Genomic DNA, 19271 nt, shown 5'->3' on the forward strand with positions numbered 1-19271 from the left:
GCACCCGTGTACCTGTCGACCAGCCGTGCGGCGGACATCGCCGCAGGCCCTCCGGCTCCGAAGGGCCCCCTGCGGGCCGTCCCCGGCACGGTGCTCGCCCTCGGCATGGTCAGCCTGGTCACGGACGTCTCCGCGGAGATGGTCACCGCCGTCCTGCCCCTGTACCTGGTGGCCGGACTCGGGATGTCCCCGCTCGCCTTCGGCGCCCTGGACGGACTCAACCAGGGCGCCACCGCGCTGCTGCGCCTCGTGGGCGGACGGGTTTCGGACCGCACCCACCGCCGCAAGCTCGTCGCCGGCACCGGCTACGCGATCTCCGCCGCCTGCAAGGCGGCCCTGCTGGCGGTCACCACCCCCTGGTCGGTGGCGGCGGTGCTCGCCGCCGACCGCACCGGCAAGGGCCTGCGCACCGCCCCGCGCGACGCACTGATCTCGCTGTCCTGTCCGCCGGGGGAGCAGGGCCGCGCCTTCGGCGTGCACCGTGCGCTGGACACGGCCGGGGCCCTGCTGGGTCCGCTGGCCGCGTTCGGCGTGCTGTGGGTGGCGGTGGACGGGTACGAGGCCGTCTTCACCGTGAGCTGCTGCCTCGCGGTGCTGGGGGTCGTGGTGCTGGCCCTGTTCGTACGGGAGAGCCCGGCGCCCGCACCGGCGGCCGGGACGGCCTCGGCACGGACGCCCTCGGCACGGACCCTCCTGCGGATCCCCGGCCTGCTACGGCTCTGCCTGACCGCCGCCGCGCTCGGCCTGTTCACCGTCGGGGACGCGTTCCTCTACCTGCTGCTCCAGCAGCGACTGGACCTGCCGGTCGCCTGGTTCCCGCTGCTGCCCGTCGGCACCGCGGCCGTGTTCCTGCTGGCCGCCGTGCCCGCGGGCCGGCTCGCCGACCGGCTGGGGCGCCACCGGGTCTTCCTCGGCGGCCACCTGCTGCTGCTCGGCGCCTGCCTGCTGCTCCTGGCCCCGGTTCCGCCCGGGCCCGCGCTCGTGTGCGGGGTCCTCGGCCTGCTCGGCCTGTTCTACGCGGCCACCGACGGGGTCCTGATGGCCGCCGCCGGGCCGCTGCTGCCCCCCGGCCTGCGCACCACCGGGCTGGCGGTGCTCCAGACGGCGCAAGCCCTGGCCAGGTTCGCGGGCTCCCTGCTCTTCGGCGCCGCCTGGACGCTGTGGGGCCCGGGACCGGCGCTGGCCGCGGCGGCCGGCGGACTGCTGCTGGCCCTGGCCGCCACGACCGTGGCCACCTCCGCCTTCGCGGGCCGCGGCCCCGCCGCGGGGGAGAAATCCCCCGGGGAGTGAAGACGCCGGCTCAGGCCGGCGCTCCGCTCGGCTGCGGCTCCTTCGCGGCCCGCTGCCGCAGGGCGTCCTCGTCGGTGTCCGCGTCGTAGGAGATCAGCTTCGGCAGCAGGGCGGCCAGCACCGCCACCGAGGCCACGCAGGCCAGTCCGCCGCCCCAGAAGGCCGAGCGGGTGCCGGTCCAGCCGGCCATCGTGCCCGCCCGCACCTGACCCAGCTGCGGGCCGACGGTGTACGAGAGCACCTCGATGCCCGCGAGCCGGCCCCGCAGCTCCTCGGGGATCGTCTGGTTCCAGATGGTCGCGCGGCCCAGCCCGCTGAGCATGTCGCCCGCGCCGGCCACCGCGAGGCACAGCAGCACGAGCCAGATGTTCCCGGACCAGCCCGCGGCAGCGATGGCCAGTCCCCACACCGCCGCACCGAACACCACCAGCAGCCCGTGCCGGCGCACCCGAGAGGCCCAGCCGCTGGTCAGCCCCAGCGCCAGCGAGCCCACCGCACCCGCCGCGTACATCAGGCCCAGCGCCCACACGGCGTCGAGCTCGTCGGCGAGGAAGGGGAAGATGGCGTTCGGGAAGGCGAAGAGCATCGCCGCCATGTCCACGGCGTACGTGCCGAGCAGCACGGGCCGGCTCCACGCGTACCGGGCGCCCTCGGCGATCCCCCGCAGCGAGGGCCGCTCGGCGTCCCGCGCGGGCGGAGCCGGCCGCAGCCGCAGGCACAGCAGCACCGATACGAAGAATCCCGCGACGGTGACCGCGTACGCACTGACGTGCCCGGCGTACGCGACGACCAGGCCGGCCGCCGCGGGACCCGCGATGGCGCCGAACTGGTAGCGCAGCCCGTTCAGCGCGGCGGCGGCGGTGAGCTGGTCGTGCGGCACGATCCGCGCCATCAGCGAGTCCATGGCCGGCCGCTGCAGGCCGGTCAGTGCCGATACGCACGCCGCGACCACGTACAGCGGCCACAGCATGGGACTCGGCAGGGCGGCGTTCACCAGGAGGACCAGGGCGAGCACCCCGAGCCCGGCCTCGGTCAGCAGGATCATCCGGCGCCGGTCCACGGCATCGGCGAGGGCGCCCCCGTAGAGACCGAAGACCACCAGCGGGAGCAGTTCCACCGCGCCCATCGCACCGACCGCGAGCGGCGAGTCCGTCATGTGCTTGATCTGCAGCGGCAGCGCGATCATCGCCATGAACGAGCCGAAGTAGGTGACCGTGCCCTGGTAGAACAGCAGCCGGAAGTCGGGGCTGGACCGCAGCGGGCTGAGGTCGGGCAGTACGGAGGCGAAACGGGATCTGCTCACGACGGGCCATCGTCCGTGCCCGCCCGCCCCCGGGCAACCGGTTTTCGGTCGTGGACGGGGCCGGTCCGGGCGATTCGCGACCGCCGTCCGATCCTGCACAATCGGCGGATGAGCGATGAAGACCCCTACCTCTGGCTGGAAGACGTCACCGGCGAGGCCGCCCTCTCCTGGGTGCGCGAACGCAACGAAGAAACGGTGTCCGCGCTGGCCTCGGACCCCGGATTCAAGGTGCTGGAGTCGGAGATCCGCGAGGTCCTCGACGACGACGGCAGGATCCCGTACACGACCCGGAGGGGACGCCACCTCTACAACTTCCGGCAGGACGCCGACCACGTACGCGGCCTGTGGCGGCGCACCACGCTGGAGGAGTACCGCAAGGACCGGCCCGACTGGGAGCCGGTCCTCGACCTGGACGCCCTCGCCGAGGCCGAGGGGGAGAACTGGGCCTGGGCGGGCAGCGCCGTCCTGGCCCCCGATCACCGGCACGCCCTGGTCATGCTGTCGCGGGACGGGGTGGACGCCTGTGTCGTGCGCGAGTTCGACCTGGTGGAGCGGGAGTTCGTCACGGGCGGTTTCGCGGTCGACGAGGCCAAGACCCGGATCGGCTGGATCGACCGGGACCTGGTCTGGATCGGCACGGACTTCGGCCCCGGTTCGATGTCGGCGTCCGGCTACCCGCTCCAGGTCCGCCGGTGGCGGCGCGGGACCCCCCTCGCGGAGGCGGAGACCGTCTACGAGGGCAGGCCGACCGACCTGTCCGCCTCCGGCTGGCACGATGACACGCCCGGTTTTGAACGCGACTTCGTCCACCGGCAGATCGACTTCTGGAACGGGGAGCTGCTCCTCCTCCCCAAGGACGGAACCCCGGATCCAGCCGGCCCCGAGAAGATCGAGGTTCCGGACGACGCCGGCGCCTCCGTCCACCGCGAGTGGCTGCTCGTGGCGCCGAAGTCGCCGTGGCTCGGCCACGTCGCGGGCACCCTGCTCGCCTTCGACTTCGAGGCCTTCCGGGCGGGGGACCGGGAGGCGGCGGTGCTCTTCACCCCCGACGAGCACACCGCCCTCGCGGGCTGGAGCTGGACCCGCCACCACCTGATCCTCACCACCAGTGCCGACGTCTCCTCCCGGCTGGAGATCCTGACCCCCGGGCCGGGACCCGACGGCTGGAGCCGCACCCCCCTCTCCGGCGTACCGCCGCTGTCCACGGCCTCCGTGGTCGGCACCGATCCGGACGTGAGCGACGAGTTCTTCCTGAACGTGTCGGGCCACCTCCAACCGTCCACCCTCTACCGGGGTACGGCCCCGGCCGGCGCCGACGAGACCGTCAAGCAGGGCCCGGCCCTCTTCGACACCGCCGGCCTCGCGGTCCGGCAGTACTTCGCACCCTCGGCGGACGGCACGAGGGTCCCGTACTTCGTCGTCGGGCCCGAGGACCGCACCGGCCCGGGGCCCACCCTGCTCTACGGGTACGGCGGCTTCGAGGTCTCCATGGTCCCGGGCTACAGCGCCGTCACCGGACGTGCCTGGCTCGCGCGCGGCGGCACCTACGTGGTCGCGGGCATCCGGGGCGGGCACGAGTACGGGCCCCAGTGGCACAAGGCCGCGCTCGGAGCGAACCGGGTACGGGCCTACGAGGACTTCGCCGCCGTGGCCCGGGACCTCATCGCCCGGGACGTCAGCACCCCCGCCCAGCTCGGCATCGAAGGAGGCAGCAACGGCGGTCTGCTCATGGGCGCGATGCTCACGCGCGACCCCGAGCTGTTCGGTGCGGTCGTCGCCCACGTGCCGCTGCTGGACATGCTCCGCTTCCACAAGCTGCTCGCGGGGGCGAGCTGGATCGCCGAGTACGGGGACCCCGACAGCCCGGCGGACCGGCCCCACCTGGAGCGGATCTCCCCCTACCACCAGGTCCGGACGGACGGGCCCCCGTACCCGCCGCTGCTCCTGCTGACGTCGACCCGCGACGACCGCGTCCACCCCGGGCACGCCCGCAAGATGGCCGCCCGGCTGCGGGAGTCGGGGCACCCCGTGCTCTTCCACGAGCACCTCGGCGGCGGCCACGCGGGCGCCACCGACCACGGGCAGACGGCCTTCAACGAGGCGCTGGTCCACACCTTCCTGTGGGAGCGGCTGACCCCCGCCGAGGTGACCCTGTCGAGGTGACCCCGCCGAGGTGACCGCTCCTACGCGGTGCGCGCGGCCCGGGATCAGATCTGGCAGCTGATCTCGGCCGCGACGCGTTCGCCGGAGGCTACGGCCGCGTTCAGCGTGGAGTTCTCCACGTCGGTGTGCTCGCCCGCGAAGTGGATCCGGCCCTCCTGGATCCCCTCGCACCCGGCGATCGAGGTGTACTGGCCGACTTTGTAGTACTGGTAGGCGCCCCGCTGCCAGGGGGCGCGCGACCAGTGGTCCTCGTACGCCCTGCCGGTGAACGCGGCCGTGGTGCCCGGGTAGACGTGCTCGATCTGGGAGAGGAACCAGTTCACGTCGGCGACGGGCGCCGGTCCGTGGGCGGCTCCGGTGAGCACGTCGCGGGCGGTGTTCCCGCCGGGGAAGTTGACCAGCAGCGCCGGTGTTCCGCTGGGCGCGCCGGCGACGGAGCCGTCCCAGGCGGTCTGGTAGCCGACCGGGCCGGTGTTGCTGATGCCGTTGAAGCCGAGCTGCGGCCAGGTCTTGGCCGAGAGCTCGGTGACCAGCTTGGCGTTCTGGCCCATGCCCTGCTGTCGGACGGCGGTCAGCTTGCGGGCGGAGAGCCCGGCCCCGGAGAGGTCCACGTCGCGCAGCGTGCTGAAGGGCAGGGCCAGCACCACGTGGTCGGCCGGCACCGAGACCGTGCTGCCCCCCTGGTCGAAGACGCAGGTGTACGAGCCGTCGCCGCTGCGGCGCAGGGCGATGAGCTCGTACCCCTGGCGGACCGTGCCGGCCGGGAGCTGGCCCGCCATTCCGCTGACGAGCTGGTCGTTGCCGCCGATGAGGTGGTACTTCTCGTCGAAGCCGCGCCCGCCGGCGAAGACCGACGAGGCCCCGAGGAAGCCGATCATGCCCAGCGCGGAAGCCTCGGCGGGCTCGCCGCCCGACTGGAGCTGCAGGGCCAGGACCAGCTGGCCGAGGCGGGAGCCGGGGGCCAGCCCGATCTCGTCGAGGTAGTCCAGGCAGGAGAGGTGGTCCAGCCGGTACGCCTCCGCCGTGTAGCCGTCGTAGCGGGCGGTGCCGGCCGCCGCGTACGAGGCGCTGAACGCGTCGTAGGCGGCGGCGATCCAGTCGTCCTGCTGCTGGAGCCCGGAGTAGGAACTGCCGTTGACCCAGCCGGCGTAGTCCCCCGCGTGGAGTTGGCCGCCGTTGGCGAGTTCCCGCTGCAGGCCGAGGCTGCGGGCCAGTTCGAGGACCGCGGTGTCGGTGGAGCTGATGAAGGAACCGCCGTGTTCGTGGACCGCACCGCCGGAGAAGAACCCGCGCAGGGACCAGCAGCGGCCTCCGATGCGCGTGGTGTCGGCCTCGTAGACCGTGGTGGCGACCGGGTTCGCCCGGTTCCACAGCCGGTGCGCGCAGCGCAGTCCCGCGAGACCCGCACCGACGATCACGACGCGCGGGGCGTTGGGGCCGGTCGCGGCGGCGGCGCGGCCCGGTGTGAGCAGGCCGCCGGGGAGGGCGGCGGCGAGGGCGGCGGCGCCCGCGGCGCCGAGCATCCGGCGGCGGGTGGGCGTACGGCTGTCGGAGGCGTGCTGTTCCCCGGCCGGGCGGCCCCGTTCGCGGCGGGTGTCCTCGGCGTGCTCGCCGACGACTTCGGCGACGGGCATACCGCGGCGCCGGGCTTCGGCGTGGGCGGTGAACGCGGTGCGGAGCGGGTCGGGGAGGCCGGCGCGTTGGGCAGGACGGTGCGCGTGCTGCATGTGATCCCTCTTCTCGGAATCCTGCGGAGACGGCAAGGAGTCGGGCTGAGGGGAGTAGAGCGGTGGCGCAACGTCGTTGTCAACGGTGTTGCGCCACTTTTGGCAGGCGGAGGCCCGCGGACGCACGTCCGCGGGCGGGGGCGGCGGGGGTGGGCGGGGGCCGGCGGTCCCCGGCTCAGACTCCGCGCAGTGCCAGGACCCGGTTCTCGATCGCGGTGATCAGCGCCTCGACCCTGGCCTCGAAGATCTGCTCGTCCGTGACCTCGGCCAGCTGGGTGCCGAGCCGGGTGATGTTGGGGAAGCCCTCGGGGTCGACGAGGCGGTACTCGCGGTTCCAGGAGGACTCGTCCGCGGCGCGGACCTCCGGGTCGAACAGCAGGTAGGCGGCGCGCTGGCCCACGTAGGCGAGGAGGGAGTCGCCGACCATCCGGTAGTGGACGGCCGCCTCCGCCCCTTCGAGGCCGGCCTCCGTCACCGCGCCGAGGATCAGCTCCACGACACGGAACTCGTTGGGCCTGCGCGTGGTCCGGCTGGCCATGGTCGAGCCGACCACCGGGTACCTGAGGGCGACTTCGAGGGAGCCGTCGGCGAGTGCCCGCAGCCGGTCCTTCCAGTCGAGCCCCGCGGGGATGCGGTCGAGCACCTCGCCGAGCGTGCGGTCGGCGACCGACAGCAACAGTTCGTCCTTGTCGCGGAAGTGCCGGTAGATCGCGGTCGGGTCGGCGCCGAGCTCCTCGCCGAGGCGCCGGACGGTGAAGGCGTCCTCGCTGCCGCGAGCCGCGATGCGCAGGCTCGCTTCGATGATCGCGTCGGGTGTGAGCTGGCTGCCCGCGCGCTTGGACCGGGCGGGTGTGTCGGATGACTTCGGCATGGTGGGGCCAGTGTAACGATGTGGAACAGAGCGAGCGCAACACCGTTGACAACATTGTTGCGCTCCCGTTCACTCCTCCTCAACGAACCAGCCGTGCGGGGCTCACCCGCCGAGCCGAAGGATGCGTCGATGGGCAACACCAGGCAGCGTGCCGACATCGTCTTCGTAGGAGGGCGGGTCTTCACCGGGACCTCCCCGACCCCGATCGACGCCGCCGTCGCCGTCCGAGACGGCCGCATCATGGCCGTCGCGGACGCGGCCTCCGTACGGCTCCTCGCGGACGCCGACACCGAGATCGTCGACCTCGACGGCGGACTGCTCATCCCCGGATTCCAGGACGCCCACGTGCATCCCGCGGTGGCCGGCGTCCAGATGCTCGGCTGCGACCTGAGCGAGGAGCGCACCATCGAGGGCTACCTCGCGGTGGTCGCCGCCTTCGCCGAGGCCCACCCCGACGCGGCCTGGATCCGCGGCGGCGGCTGGTCGATGGACATCTTCCCCGGCGGCACGCCCACCCGCGCCATGCTCGACGCGGTGGTCCCGGACCGGCCCGTCCTCCTCACCAACCGGGACGGCCACGGCGCCTGGGTCAACACCCGGGCGCTGGAGATCGCCGGCGTCGACCGCACCACCCCCGACCCGGCCGACGGCCGGATCGAGCGGGAGGAAGACGGAAGCCCGGCCGGCACCCTCCAGGAGGGCGCCGTGGAACTGGTGGCACACCACGTGCCCCTCGCGACGCCCGACGAGGCGCACGCGGGACTGCTCGCCGCACAGGAGCACCTCTTCTCCCTCGGCGTCACCAGCTGGCAGGACGCCATGATCGGCTCCTTCCCCGGCAACCCCGACAACTACGGCGTCTACCTGCGCGCCGCCCGCGAGGGCTCCCTGCGCGCCCGCGTCGTCGGCGCCCTGTGGTGGGACCGCGAACGCGGCCTGGAGCAGATACCCGAACTGGAGGAGCGCCGGGCCGGGGGACAGGTGGGCCGGTTCAACGCCACCAGCGTGAAGATCATGCAGGACGGCATCGCCGAGAACTTCACGGCCGGCATGCTGGAGCCCTACCTCGACGGCTGCGGCTGCGCCACCGGCAACTCCGGACTCAGCTTCATCGAGCCCGAGGTGCTCACCGAGGCCGTGGCCCGGCTCGACCGCTCCGGATTCCAGATCCACTTCCACGCCCTGGGCGACCGGGCCGTGCGCGAGGTGCTCGACGCCCTCGCCGAGGCCCGCGAGGCCAACGGGGCCAACGACAACCGCCACCACCTCGCCCACCTCCAGCTCGTCCACCCCGAGGACATCGAGCGCTTCGCGAGCCTGGACGCGGCCGCCAACATCCAGGCGCTGTGGGCCGCCCACGAACCGCAGATGGACGAGCTCACGATCCCCTTCCTCGGACCGGAACGGGCCCGCCTCCAGTACCCGTTCGGCGACCTCCAGCGCGCCGGAGCCCGCCTGGTCGCCGGCAGCGACTGGTCGGTCAGCAGCCCCAACCCGCTCTGGGGCATCCACGTCGCGGTCAACCGCTCCGTACCCGACGAGGCCCCCAACGCGACCGGGACCTTCGAACCGGCGCCGCCGTTCTTCCCGGAGCAGGCCCTGACCCTCTCCCAGGCGCTCACCGCCTACACCGCCGGCAGCGCGTGGGTGAACCACCTCGACGAGGTGACCGGCACGGTCGAGGAGGGCAAGTACGCCGACCTCGTCGTCCTCGACCGGGACCCCTTCGCGCACCCCCCGATGGAGATCGCCGACACCCGCGTGCTGCGCACCTACATCGACGGCGAACTGGTCTTCGCCGCGACCGACTGAGTCCCGCCCGCCCGAATCCCCACCGGCCGAGCCGCACCCGCCCGCGCAGTCACCGGCCGAGCCGTGCCCGCCCGGGCAGACACTGGCCGAGCCGTGCCCGCCCGGGCAGTCACCGGCCGGCCCGCGCCCGCCCGGGCAGTCACCAGCCGGGCCGCCGCCGGCCGAGCGTCACCCACCCCACCGAGCTCATCCCTCAGGGAGTCAGACGATGTCATCAACCCGATCGGGATCCCCCCTGCACCGCGGCCGCCGCATCCGCAACGGCGCCGCCGCAGCCCTCGCCGCGGCCGCCGTGCTCGTCACGAGCGCCTGCGGCGGCGCCGCGCCCGACAAGGACGCGGACCGGGCGGCCACCGCGTACAAGATCACGGACAAGACGCCCGCAGCCGCCGGGAACGTGGACTCCTTCACCTGGTCCGTCTACGCGGAGCCGACCACGATCGACTACGCGTACTCCTTCGACTTCCCGCCCAATCAGATCCTCTCCAACGTCTGCGAGAGCCTGCTGCGCTGGAACCCCGACCTGACGACCTCTCCGGGCCTCGCGTCCTCGTACGCCAACCCCGCGCCCACCACCTGGGTGTACCAGATCCGCCCCGGCGTGCGGTTCCACGACGGGACGGTGCTCACCGCCGACGACGTCGTCGCCTCCCTGAGCCGCAACCTCGACCCCGGGACCGGCAGCGTCTGGGCGAACCAGTACAAGAACGTCAAGTCCATCGACAAGACGGGCCCGCTGGAAGTCACCGTCACCCTGACCAAGCCGGACTCCACCTTCAACAAGTACCTGGCCGCCGGCCCCGGCACGGTGGAATCCGCCGCCACCCTGGCCAAGTCCGGCAAGGACTACGGCAATCCGCAGACCGGCGTGAACTGCACCGGCCCCTTCTCCTTCGCCTCCTGGACCTCCGGCCAGTCCCTCACCCTCAAGCGGTTCGACGGGTACTGGAACCAGGAGCTGAAGGCCAAGGCCGGCGAGGTGAAGTTCGTCTTCCTCGCCGATGCCACCACCCGCGTCAACGCCTTCCAGAGCGGCGAGGTCGACGGCGGCTGGATGGTCCCGCCGAACGCCTACACCCAGCTGGGCTCCACCGAGGCCGGCACGCTCTACTTCGGCCGCAACACCACCGTCGCCGACGAGGTGGTCGCCAACCTCAAGGGCCCCCTCGGCAACCCCAAGGTCCGCCAGGCCCTGCTCATGGCCACCGACCGCAAGGGCATCGTCAAGGCCGGCGCCGCCGGGGTCGGCGAGGTCTCCGACTCGCTCGTCACGGACAACCTGTGGGCCGACGCGCCCCCGGACACCCGCGAAGCCCTCGCGAAGGACCTGCCGAAGTACCCGTACGACCCGGCCAAGGCCAAGGCGCTCGCCGCCGAGGCCGGAGTGAACGGCCAGGAGATCGTGATCGCGACCAGCCCGCTGGACTCGCAGACCACCATCATCACCCAGGCCATCGCCCAGGCCGCCACCGCCATCGGACTGAAGCCGCGGATCGACTCCCTCTCCGCGGAGAAGTACACGACCCTCTTCACCGACCCCGCGGCCCGCGAGGGCATCGACCTCTTCCTCACCTTCTGGTACACGTCCATCACCGACCCGCTGGACATGTTCGCCTCGCTGGAGACCGGAGCCTTCAGCAACTACGGCAACTGGTCCGACCCGGCCTTCGACGCCGCCGTCCAGAAGGCCGTCGGGGCCCACGACCCGGCGGAGCACGCGGCCGCCAACGCCGAGGCGCAGAGGATAGCCTCGCGCGAACTGCCCTGGCTGCCCCTCTACACCCTGCCCGTCAGCGTGTTCATGGGCAAGAAGATCACCGGCGTCCAGCCCTCCATCGCCTACCTCTACTACCCGTGGGCGGCCGAGATCGGAGCCAACGGATGACGGCCGCGGCGACGGCCGCGACGGCCCGCGCCGTACGGGTGCTCCGCAAGCTCGCCGGCATGGCGGCCACCCTGCTCGTCACCTCCTTCCTCGTCTTCTCCTCCCTGTTCCTGGCCCCCGGGGACCCGGCCAGCTTCCTGATCAAGGGACGCAGTCCCAGCCCGGAAGACCTCGCCGCGCTCCGCAGCCAGTACGGCTTCGACGAACCCTTCCTGGTCCGGTACTGGAACTGGCTCGAAGGGGTGCTGCACGGGGACTTCGGCCGCTCCTACCTCTTCCACCAGGACGTCTCCGCGGTCATCTGGTCGCGGCTGCCCTCCTCCATGCTGCTGATCGCCGTATCCGGCCTGATGATCGCCGTGTTCGGCATCGGCTCCGGCATCATCGGCGCGCTGCGCCGGGGCTCGCGCACCGACCGCTCCCTGATGCTCCTCGTCACGGTGGGCGCCGCCGCACCCGCCTTCGTCGCCGCCCTGCTCCTCAGGTCGGTGTTCGGGGTGCAGCTGGGCTGGTTCCCCACCATCGGCAACGGCGAAGGCCTCATGGACCGGCTCCACCACGTGATCCTCCCGGCGGCGGCCCTGTCCGTCACCTTCACCGCCCTGGTGACCCGCGTGACCCGCTCGGCCATGCTCGACGAGCTGAGCCGCGACCACGTGGAGGTCGCCCTGAGCCGCGGAGCACCACGGCGCACCGTCATCCGGCGGCACGTCCTGCGCAACGCGCTCGGGCCGATCGTCACCGTCTCCGCGCTCCTGGTCTCCGGCATGCTGGTCAGCACCGCGATCGTCGAGACCGCCTTCGGAATGTCCGGCGTCGGCTCCCTGCTGGTGCAGTCCGTCGACCAGCTCGACTTCCAGGTCGTCCAGGCCATCGTGCTGCTGGTGGTGGCCGCCTTCGTCGTCGTCAACGCACTCGTGGACCTGGTCCACCCGCTGATCGATCCGCGCACGGCCGCGGCGGGGAGCGCCCGATGAGCACCCTTTCCGAAACGGGCACCACGACCCGTACACCCCGCACCCCCCGTGCCCGGCGCGACCCGCTCGCCCGGCTGCGCCGCCTCGGCGGCAGCCGGCTCCAGCGGACCTGCCTGGCGCTCCTCGTCCTGTTCGTGCTCGTCGCGATCCTGGGCCCCTGGATCGCCCCGTACGACCCCACCTTCGGACAGCTCGGCGACACCCTGCTGGGACCGAGCGCCCAGCACTGGCTGGGCACCGACCAGGGCGGCCACGACACCCTGTCGGCGCTCATCGTCGGCACCCGGACCAGCCTGGCCGGTCCGCTCGCCGTCGTCCTGTTCTCCACCGTCCTCGGCGTCGCCGTCGGCCTGTTCACCGCCTGGCGCGGCGGCTGGATCGACACCGCCGTCGGCCGGGTCCTCGACGTCCTGTTCGCCTTCCCCGCGCTGCTCCTCGCGATCCTCGCGGTGGCGCTGTTCGGCAAGGGGATGACGGCTCCGGTGATCGCCATGGCCATCGCCTACATGCCGTACACCGCACGCCTCGTACGGGGGCTGGCCGTCCGGGAGAAGTCCCGGCCCTACATCGCCGCCTACCAGGTACAGGGCCACTCGCCCCTGTACGTCACCGTCCGCAGGCTGCTGCCCAACATCGCCCCGACGCTGCTCGCCCAGTCGACGGTGAACTTCGGCTACGCCCTGCTCGACCTCGCCGCCCTCTCCTTCCTCGGACTCGGCGTCCAGCCGCCCACCCCCGACTGGGGAGCCATGATCAACCAGGGGCAGGCGGCCGTCCTGCAGGGCCAGCCGCTCTCCGCGATCGCGCCGGCCGTGGCGGTCGTCCTGGTCGTGGTCGCCTTCAACGTCGTCGGGGAAGACCTCGGCGACCGGCTCGCGGGGAGGGACTCCCGATGACACTGCTCGCCTACGAAGACCTGCGCGTCACCCTCCCGGCCATGGCCCGCCCCCTCCTCGACGGCGTCAGCCTCACCGTCGCGGCCGGCGAGGTCGTCGCCCTGGTCGGCGAATCCGGCTCGGGCAAATCCGTCACCGCCCGCGCAGCCCTCGGCCTGTTCCCGCAGGGCGCCGAGACCGGCGGCCGGGTCCGCGTGGACGGCACCGACCTGGTCGGCGCCACCCCCGCGAGCCTGCGCGAGGTCCGCACGAACAAAGCGGCGATGATCTACCAGGACCCCCGGGCCGCCATCAACCCGGTGCGCCGGGTCGGTGACTTCCTCACCGAACCGCTGCGCCTGGTGCACGGCTGGTCCAAGGCCCGGGCGAACGTCAGGGCCGCCGAACTGCTCGACGCGGTCGGCCTGCCCGACCCCGTCCGGCACCTGAACCAGTTCCCGCACGAGCTCTCCGGCGGCATGCTCCAGCGCGTCGTGATCGCCGCGGCCCTCACCGCCGAACCGCGGCTCCTGCTCTGCGACGAGCCGACCACCGCGCTCGACGTCAGCACCCAGGCCGAGATCCTGGCCGTCCTGGGCCGGCTCCAGCGCGAACGCGGCCTCGGACTCCTCCTCATCACCCACGACATCGAGCTCGCCGCCTCCGTCAGTGACCGGATCTACGTGATGTACGCGGGCCGGATCGTCGAAACGGCGCCCGTGGCGGAACTCTTCGCCTCCCCCCGGCACCCCTACACCGCGGGCCTGCTCGGATCGTCCCCACCGCTCGAAGGCCCCCTCGCCCGCCTCACCCCCATCCCCGGCGCCCCGATGGGCCTCCTGGAGTCGGCCCCCGGCTGTGCCTTCGCACCCCGCTGCCGGTTCGCCGAGCCGGGCCGCTGCGACCAGTCCCCGCCGGAGCTCCTGCGGCACGGACCGACCGAGGTCGCCTGCCACCGCGCCGCCGAAATCGGCCCGAAGGAGGACAGTTGAGCAACCGTCCGAGCAAGGACACCGCCCAGGGACATTCCCCGGAACTCCCGGCGGAACTCCCCGCGGAGCTTCTCCGGGTGACCGGACTGCGCAAGACCTACCGGACCGGCGGGACGGAGGTCGTCGCCGTCGAGAACCTCTCGTTCTCGGTGCGGGCCGGCGGGGCGCTCGGCATCGTGGGGGAATCCGGATCGGGCAAGACCACCACGGCCCGGATGCTGATCGGCCTGGAACGCCCCGACGCGGGCGAGATCCTGGTCCAGGGCCGGCCGCTGGCGGCCTCCGTACGGGGGAGGCCGGCCCGGCTGGCCCGCGCCAAGGCGGTCCAGATCGTCTTCCAGGACCCCTACCTCTCCCTGGACGCGCGGATCAGCATCGGCGCGACGGTCGACGGCGTGCTCAGGCTCCACGGGATGTCCGGCCGGGCGGCCCGGGCCGCGCGGGTACGGGAACTGCTGGCCCAAGTCGGCCTGGGCGACCGCGAGGCCGCCGCCCTGCCCCGCCGGCTCTCCGGCGGGCAGCGCCAACGCGCAGCGATCGCCCGGGCGCTGGCCGTGGAGCCGGCCGTCCTGGTGCTCGACGAAGCGGTGTCCGCCCTGGACGTCTCCGTGCAGGCGCAGGTGCTCAACCTGCTCTCCGACATCCGGCGCGACACCGGGATCGGCCTGGTCTTCGTCAGCCACGACCTGGCCGTCGTCCGCTACGTCTGCGACGAGGCACTCGTCATGTACCGCGGCCGCACGATGGAACACCGCCCGGTCACCGAGCTCCTCACCGACCCCGAGCACCCCTACACCCGGCTGCTGCTGGCCTCCGTACCCCGTCCGGGCTGGGACCCCGACTCGATCAGCCGGCGCCGCCGCGAGCTGGACCCCCTCGGGTAGCCGCACCCCGGCCGCGAAGCCGGCACCCCCTCGGCCGCCCGGCCGCCCGGCCGTCCGTGTGCAAGGCGGCCGGGACGTGGCGTGGTGCGGGGGAGCGGACGCGCCGCCGGGGTTAGCCTCGGCGGCCGGACGACCAGGACAGGTAGGTGCGCCGTGCCCCGTTCCACAGTTCCCGAGACGCTGCAGCTCGCCCGTGCGGGCCGTGCGGGCCGTGCCGCCGGCCGGAGGGCGGGCTCCCTCCTGGTGCTGCTGGCGCTGTGCGCGATCGGGGCCGGCCCCGCCGGGACGGCGGCCGCCTCCGACCCGGGACCCGGGGCCGCGCGCGCCTCGCTGTACGTCTCCGACTACGGCAACGACCGGGTCCTGCGGCTGCCGGCCCGCGGAGGCCAGGTCGTGGTGCCCGCCGTGGGCCTGGTCCGGCCCACGGGCATGGTGGTCGACACCGCGGGCGACCTCTACGTAGCGGACACCGGGAACAACCGCGTCGTACGGATCCCCTCGGACGGCGGCCCCCAGGTCACCGTCGAGACCGAGGGCCTGTCCCGCCCCCTCGGGCTGGCCCTGGACGGCGACGGCGACCTGTACATCGCCGACAGCTTCAACGACCGCGTCGTCGAGGTGCCCGCCGACGGCAGCGGGCAGCGCACCGTTCCCACCGAGGGGCTCCTCCACCCGTGGGGGCTCGCCTTCGACTCCGCGGGCTCCCTCTACGTCTCCGACTTCGTCAACGACCGGGTCGTCACGCTCCCGGCCGGCGGCGGTGGACAGCGCACCCTCCCCTTCACGGGGCTCTCCCAGCCGGCCGGCATCGTGCTCGACCCGGCGGGCAACCTCTACGTCTCCGACACCGGCAACAGCCGAGTGCTGAGGCTGGCGGCCGACGGCTCCGGCCAGCGCACCGTCCCCGCGGCCGGGCTGAACGACCCGCTGGGCCTGGCCCTCGACGGGCGGGGACGCCTCTACATCGCGGACGCCTTCAACAACCGGGTGGTCCGACTCGCCCCGGACGGCAGCGGGCAGACCACCCTCCCCGTCACCGGCCTGAACACGCCCACCGGCCTGGCGATCCCGGACACCCGGCCCCTCCCCGGTGGTCAACTCCGCCGGGGTCGGTCATAGGCTGTCGGTCCGGCGGGGCTTCCGTCCCGCCGGCCTCCCGGGGGAAGGACCATGCCATGAGTGAGAAGGCCCGCAAACTCTTCGACGCGCTCGACCTGAACAGCGACGGGGTCCTGACCCGCGTGGAGGTGATCCGGGCCCTGCGCAGCAAGGGCCCCACCCTCGCCGCCCAGGGCGTTCTGCCCGTCTGGGCCGTGGGTGACGTGGACACCTCCTCGGCCCTCTTCGACCGGGCGAACGCGGACGGCGACGGCGTACTGACCTTCGAGGAGTTCGAGCGCGAGGTCGACCGCCGCTTCGGCTGGTAGCCACGAGCGGGCCCCCGGGCCCCGGGCCCCGGCTCCCTGACCTGGATCAGTCGCGGATCCCGCCGCAGGCGATCCGCAGGTGCCGGGGCCCGCGCAGCACCGCGTTCTGCCGGTAGGGCGGCGGATCCTCCAGCAGGCGCGGGTTCTCCAGCCGCCGGGCCAGTTCGGCCAGCGCCAGTTGGGCCTCCAGCCGCGCCAGCGGGGCGCCGAAGCAGCTGTGGATGCCGCTGCCCAGGCCCAGGTGCTGGATGTCCTTGCGGTGCGGGTCGAAGCGGTCCGGGTTCTCGAAGCGGTTCGGGTCCCGGTTGCCGGAGGCGAGGACCAGCCACATCGAGGAGCCCTTGGGGATGATGACCCCGCCGACCTCGATGTCCACGAGCGGGGTGCGCTGCGGCAGCAGCTGCACCGGCGGTTCGAACCGCAGCAGCTCCTCCACCAGCGGCACGGCCAGACCGGGCTCCTGCCGCAGCTCCGCCAGCACGTCCGGATTGCGCAGCAGGGTCAGCATCCCGTTGGTGATCAGGTTGACCGTGGTCTCGTGGCCGGCGATCAGCAGCAGGGCCGAGGTGCTGAGCAGCTCCATCGTGGACATGGACTCGTCCGGGCCGTGTCCCACGGCCAGTTGGGAGAGCATGTCCTCGCCGGGATCCTTGCGGCGCTCCTCGATCAGCCCGGCCAGGTACATGCCCAGCTCCATCCGGGCGTCGTGGGTGGTCCGCTGCCGTTCGGCGGGATCGGAGTCCGGATCGGGGTCCAGGCTCGCGGCGAGGGTGTCGGCCCAGACGTGGAAGCGGGCCTCGTCCTCGCGCGGTACGCCGAGCAGCTGGCAGATCATCGTCACCGGGAACGGGTACGCGAACCGGTCGACCAGGTCGATCTTCGCGGGGTCGCCGAGGTTGTCGATGAGACCGGTGACGATGTCCTTCAGCCCCCCGCGCATCCCGTCGACGCGGTGCGGGGAGTGCGGCGGCCCGAAGGGCCGGTTGGTCATCCGGCGCAGTCGGTCGTGCTCCGGAGGGTCCAGCTTCAGGAAGCTCGGCGGCAGGGCCGTCGCCGCCGCCTCCCCGCCCTCGGCCAGCGGGTCCCCGGCCGTCGCGGCCAGGTTGCGGGAGTCCGAGCTGAGGCGCGGATCGTGCAGCAGGCCCTGGATGTCGTAGTAGGTGCTGACCACGTAGGGGCCGGTCCCGTCGTGGAAGACGGGGGTCTTGCGCAGTTCCTCGTACAGCGGGTACGGGTTGGCGCGGCTGGAATAGTCCAGGATCTGGCTCAGGATGCCGTGGGCCATGGGGGTCCTCCGGGAACGTGCGGGTCAGTGCCCGGCGGGGGTGAAGGTGGCGATCCGGCGGTCGGCCGGCGAGTACCCGCTGAGGGTGATGGTCGGGCCGTGCGTGGGCACGGACGGGTCGGGGAAGTCGGCCGGGATCGGCCGCTGCCCGTCGGGACGCCGGTCCACCGTGGTGAACGGGGGCGGGAAGGGCGCGCTGGCCTCGATCTGCTTCTCGTAGAACTGCAGCCAGCGGCCGTTGTCGAAGGTGACCGCGCCGATCACCCGGCCCTGGTAGCCGTAGACCGCGGTGAACCGGCGCTCGGCCCGGGAGCCCTGGATGAACATGATCTCGCTGCCCATGGAGGGCACGCCCACGGACTTGATGTTCACCCCGAACTGCGAGGACCAGAACGCGGGCACCCACAGGTGCGGCCGGCGGTCGGTGCTCTCGCTCATCATGTTGTGGGCGGCGGTTTCGGCCTGCGCCACGGCGTTGCCCCAGTGCTCCAGGGAGAGGAACTGGTAGCCGAACAGCGCGTGGGGGGAGCGGGCCACGTCGCCCGCCACGTAGATGTCGTCGGTGACGATCCCGCGCAGGTCGAAGGCCCGGCAGCCCGCGTCGCAGGCGATGCCGCGCGGACCCGCGCCGAGTCCGGAGCCGGTCAGCCACTCGGTGTTGCGCTGGGCGCCGAGCGAGACGACCACCACGTCGCATTCCAGCGTGGTGCCGTCGGAGAGGTGTGCGGCCCGCACCCGGCCGGTGGAGTCGCCCTCCAGTCCGGTCACCATGATCCCGGTCCGCAGGTCCACGCCGTTCTCCCGGTGGAGCTCGGCGGCGACCGCCCCGATCACTCCGCCCAGGGCGCCGACCAGGGGGCCGTCGCCGCGTTCGGCGACGGTCACGTCCAGCCCGCGCTCCCGGCACGCCGAGGCGATCTCGGAGCCGGTGAACCCGGCGCCGATGACCAGGACCCGGCGCGGTCCGGCGGCCAGCGCGCGGGCCAGGCCCGCCCCGTCCTCGCGGGTGCGCAGGGTGAAGACCCCGCCGAGCTCGCCCTCGGCCTCGTTCGGCCAGGGCCGGGCCCGGACCCCGGTGGTGATCAGGAGACGGTCGTACGGGACCTCGTCGCCATCGGCGAGCTCGACCGTTCGGGCCGCCATGTCGAGGCCGGTGGCCGCGACGCCGAGGCGCCATTCGGCGTCGATGTCGAGCCGTCGGGGGAGCAGGGTGTGGTCGGCGTCGGCCTTGCCCAGCAGCACCTGCTTGGACAGCGGCGGGCGGTCGTACGGCTCGTGGCGCTCGTCGCCGATCAGGGTCAGTGAGCCGGCGAAGCCCTTCTCCCGCATGACCTCGGCGGCGCGCAGGCCGGCCAGCGAGGCGCCGACGACCACGATCCGGCCGGAGCGCTTCAGCTGGTCCAGCGCGGTGTCAGCCATCGGAGGCCTGCCCTCCGGAGCCGGAAGCCGCAGCCGGCGGGGTGCGCGCGGCGCCGTGCGACCGGTCCAGATCGTCCACGAGGATGGCCTGTACGGGGCAGGCGGCGGCGGCCTGGGCCACGCGCTCGCGCTGGGCCTGCTCGGCCTGCGGATCGTAGAGCAGTCCCTCGTCCCCGTGCATCGCGAAGACGTCGGGGGCGAGGAAGGCGCACTGCGCGTATCCCTGGCACCGGTTGAGATCGACGACGAGCCTCAGCAAGGTGTGGTCCTTTCGGTGCCCCCCTGGGCTTCCCGGACCAGCGTGTGCGCGGTGGTGTCCGGGGGCCCGTCCGCGGCGGCCGTTGGGGTGAGGTTTCGGCGC

16 protein-coding genes are annotated in these 19271 nt (G+C 73.1%); 10 read left to right on the forward strand and 6 right to left on the reverse strand.

The genetic code is table 11. The annotated features are described in order from the left end of the window. The coding region (locus AC6CKD_RS35730; protein WP_498333261.1) for an MFS transporter at positions 1-1290 on the forward strand (1290 nt) is incomplete at its 5' end. 10 nt (positions 1291-1300) lie between these two features. On the opposite strand, the gene AC6CKD_RS35735 is transcribed toward AC6CKD_RS35730, so the two are convergent. Next, a complete protein-coding gene (locus AC6CKD_RS35735; protein WP_498333262.1) occupies positions 1301-2593 on the reverse strand; it encodes an MFS transporter in 1293 nt (430 codons plus the stop codon). 108 nt (positions 2594-2701) lie between these two features. Here AC6CKD_RS35735 and AC6CKD_RS35740 point away from each other — a divergent pair, with 108 nt between their 5' ends. Next, positions 2702-4756, forward strand: a complete 2055-nt coding sequence (locus AC6CKD_RS35740; RefSeq protein ID WP_498333264.1) for a prolyl oligopeptidase family serine peptidase — start codon at positions 2702-2704, stop codon at positions 4754-4756. Between the two features lie 44 nt (positions 4757-4800). Here the strand turns inward: AC6CKD_RS35740 and AC6CKD_RS35745 are convergent, their stop codons facing one another. After that, positions 4801-6483: a flavin monoamine oxidase family protein gene (locus AC6CKD_RS35745; RefSeq protein WP_498333266.1), complete on the reverse strand. Its 1683-nt coding sequence runs from the start codon at positions 6481-6483 to the stop codon at positions 4801-4803. Positions 6484-6658: 175 nt separating this feature from the next. Then, complete coding sequence (locus tag AC6CKD_RS35750) at positions 6659-7354, reverse strand: TetR/AcrR family transcriptional regulator (RefSeq protein WP_498333268.1); 696 nt, start codon at positions 7352-7354, stop codon at positions 6659-6661. A 129-nt stretch (positions 7355-7483) separates the two neighbouring features. Here AC6CKD_RS35750 and AC6CKD_RS35755 point away from each other — a divergent pair, with 129 nt between their 5' ends. The 8 genes from AC6CKD_RS35755 to AC6CKD_RS35790 all read left to right on the forward strand — a co-directional run bounded on the left by AC6CKD_RS35755 (position 7484) and on the right by AC6CKD_RS35790 (position 16206). After that, on the forward strand, positions 7484-9166 hold the full coding sequence (locus AC6CKD_RS35755; protein WP_498333270.1) for an amidohydrolase: 1683 nt from the start codon (positions 7484-7486) through the stop codon (positions 9164-9166). A gap of 208 nt (positions 9167-9374) precedes the next feature. Beyond that, a complete protein-coding gene (locus AC6CKD_RS35760; RefSeq protein ID WP_498333271.1) occupies positions 9375-11051 on the forward strand; it encodes an ABC transporter substrate-binding protein in 1677 nt (558 codons plus the stop codon). Next, positions 11048-12028, forward strand: coding sequence for an ABC transporter permease (locus AC6CKD_RS35765; RefSeq protein ID WP_498333273.1), 981 nt, complete (start codon positions 11048-11050; stop codon positions 12026-12028). Before AC6CKD_RS35760 ends, AC6CKD_RS35765 begins: the two co-directional genes overlap by 4 nt. Continuing rightward, positions 12025-12924 carry an ABC transporter permease gene (locus tag AC6CKD_RS35770; protein WP_498333275.1) on the forward strand — a complete coding sequence of 300 codons (900 nt, stop codon included), beginning with the start codon at positions 12025-12027 and terminating at the stop codon, positions 12922-12924. Before AC6CKD_RS35765 ends, AC6CKD_RS35770 begins: the two co-directional genes overlap by 4 nt. Further along, positions 12921-13895 carry an ABC transporter ATP-binding protein gene (locus tag AC6CKD_RS35775; protein ID WP_498333277.1) on the forward strand — a complete coding sequence of 325 codons (975 nt, stop codon included), beginning with the start codon at positions 12921-12923 and terminating at the stop codon, positions 13893-13895. Before AC6CKD_RS35770 ends, AC6CKD_RS35775 begins: the two co-directional genes overlap by 4 nt. Beyond that, positions 13892-14779, forward strand: coding sequence for an ABC transporter ATP-binding protein (locus AC6CKD_RS35780; protein WP_498333279.1), 888 nt, complete (start codon positions 13892-13894; stop codon positions 14777-14779). The genes AC6CKD_RS35775 and AC6CKD_RS35780 overlap by 4 nt, the downstream gene beginning before the upstream one ends. A 153-nt stretch (positions 14780-14932) precedes the next feature. Then, entirely contained in the window at positions 14933-15898 is a 966-nt protein-coding gene (locus AC6CKD_RS35785; RefSeq protein ID WP_498333283.1) for an NHL repeat-containing protein, read from the forward strand. Positions 15899-15954: 56 nt separating this feature from the next. Beyond that, positions 15955-16206, forward strand: coding sequence for an EF-hand domain-containing protein (locus tag AC6CKD_RS35790; RefSeq protein WP_498333287.1), 252 nt, complete (start codon positions 15955-15957; stop codon positions 16204-16206). A gap of 46 nt (positions 16207-16252) precedes the next feature. Here the strand turns inward: AC6CKD_RS35790 and AC6CKD_RS35795 are convergent, their stop codons facing one another. From AC6CKD_RS35795 to AC6CKD_RS35805, 3 genes are read right to left on the reverse strand one after another with little or no spacing between them, the layout of a single operon-like run. Continuing rightward, a complete protein-coding gene (locus tag AC6CKD_RS35795) occupies positions 16253-17491 on the reverse strand; it encodes a cytochrome P450 (protein WP_498333292.1) in 1239 nt (412 codons plus the stop codon). Positions 17492-17515: 24 nt separating this feature from the next. Then, complete coding sequence (locus AC6CKD_RS35800; protein ID WP_498333296.1) at positions 17516-18910, reverse strand: NAD(P)/FAD-dependent oxidoreductase; 1395 nt, start codon at positions 18908-18910, stop codon at positions 17516-17518. Next, positions 18903-19166 (reverse strand): ferredoxin, encoded by a 264-nt coding sequence (locus AC6CKD_RS35805; protein WP_498333336.1) that lies wholly within the window; start codon positions 19164-19166, stop codon positions 18903-18905. The genes AC6CKD_RS35800 and AC6CKD_RS35805 overlap by 8 nt, the downstream gene beginning before the upstream one ends. Between the last annotated feature and the right edge of the window lie 105 nt (positions 19167-19271).

It is taken from the genome of Streptomyces sp. GQ60 (assembly GCF_059758875.1).

Bases quoted from the DNA above. Each gene is read 5' to 3' on its own strand.
- AC6CKD_RS35740 (WP_498333264.1), top strand. From the start codon at position 2,702: ATGAGCGATGAAGACCCCTACCTCTGGCTGGAAGACGTCACCGGCGAG.
- AC6CKD_RS35745 (WP_498333266.1), bottom strand. From the start codon at position 6,483: ATGCAGCACGCGCACCGTCCTGCCCAACGCGCCGGCCTCCCCGACCCG.
- AC6CKD_RS35750 (WP_498333268.1), bottom strand. From the start codon at position 7,354: ATGCCGAAGTCATCCGACACACCCGCCCGGTCCAAGCGCGCGGGCAGC.
- AC6CKD_RS35755 (WP_498333270.1), top strand. From the start codon at position 7,484: ATGGGCAACACCAGGCAGCGTGCCGACATCGTCTTCGTAGGAGGGCGG.
- AC6CKD_RS35760 (WP_498333271.1), top strand. From the start codon at position 9,375: ATGTCATCAACCCGATCGGGATCCCCCCTGCACCGCGGCCGCCGCATC.
- AC6CKD_RS35765 (WP_498333273.1), top strand. From the start codon at position 11,048: ATGACGGCCGCGGCGACGGCCGCGACGGCCCGCGCCGTACGGGTGCTC.
- AC6CKD_RS35770 (WP_498333275.1), top strand. From the start codon at position 12,025: ATGAGCACCCTTTCCGAAACGGGCACCACGACCCGTACACCCCGCACC.
- AC6CKD_RS35775 (WP_498333277.1), top strand. From the start codon at position 12,921: ATGACACTGCTCGCCTACGAAGACCTGCGCGTCACCCTCCCGGCCATG.
- AC6CKD_RS35790 (WP_498333287.1), top strand. From the start codon at position 15,955: ATGAGTGAGAAGGCCCGCAAACTCTTCGACGCGCTCGACCTGAACAGC.
- AC6CKD_RS35795 (WP_498333292.1), bottom strand. From the start codon at position 17,491: ATGGCCCACGGCATCCTGAGCCAGATCCTGGACTATTCCAGCCGCGCC.
- AC6CKD_RS35800 (WP_498333296.1), bottom strand. From the start codon at position 18,910: ATGGCTGACACCGCGCTGGACCAGCTGAAGCGCTCCGGCCGGATCGTG.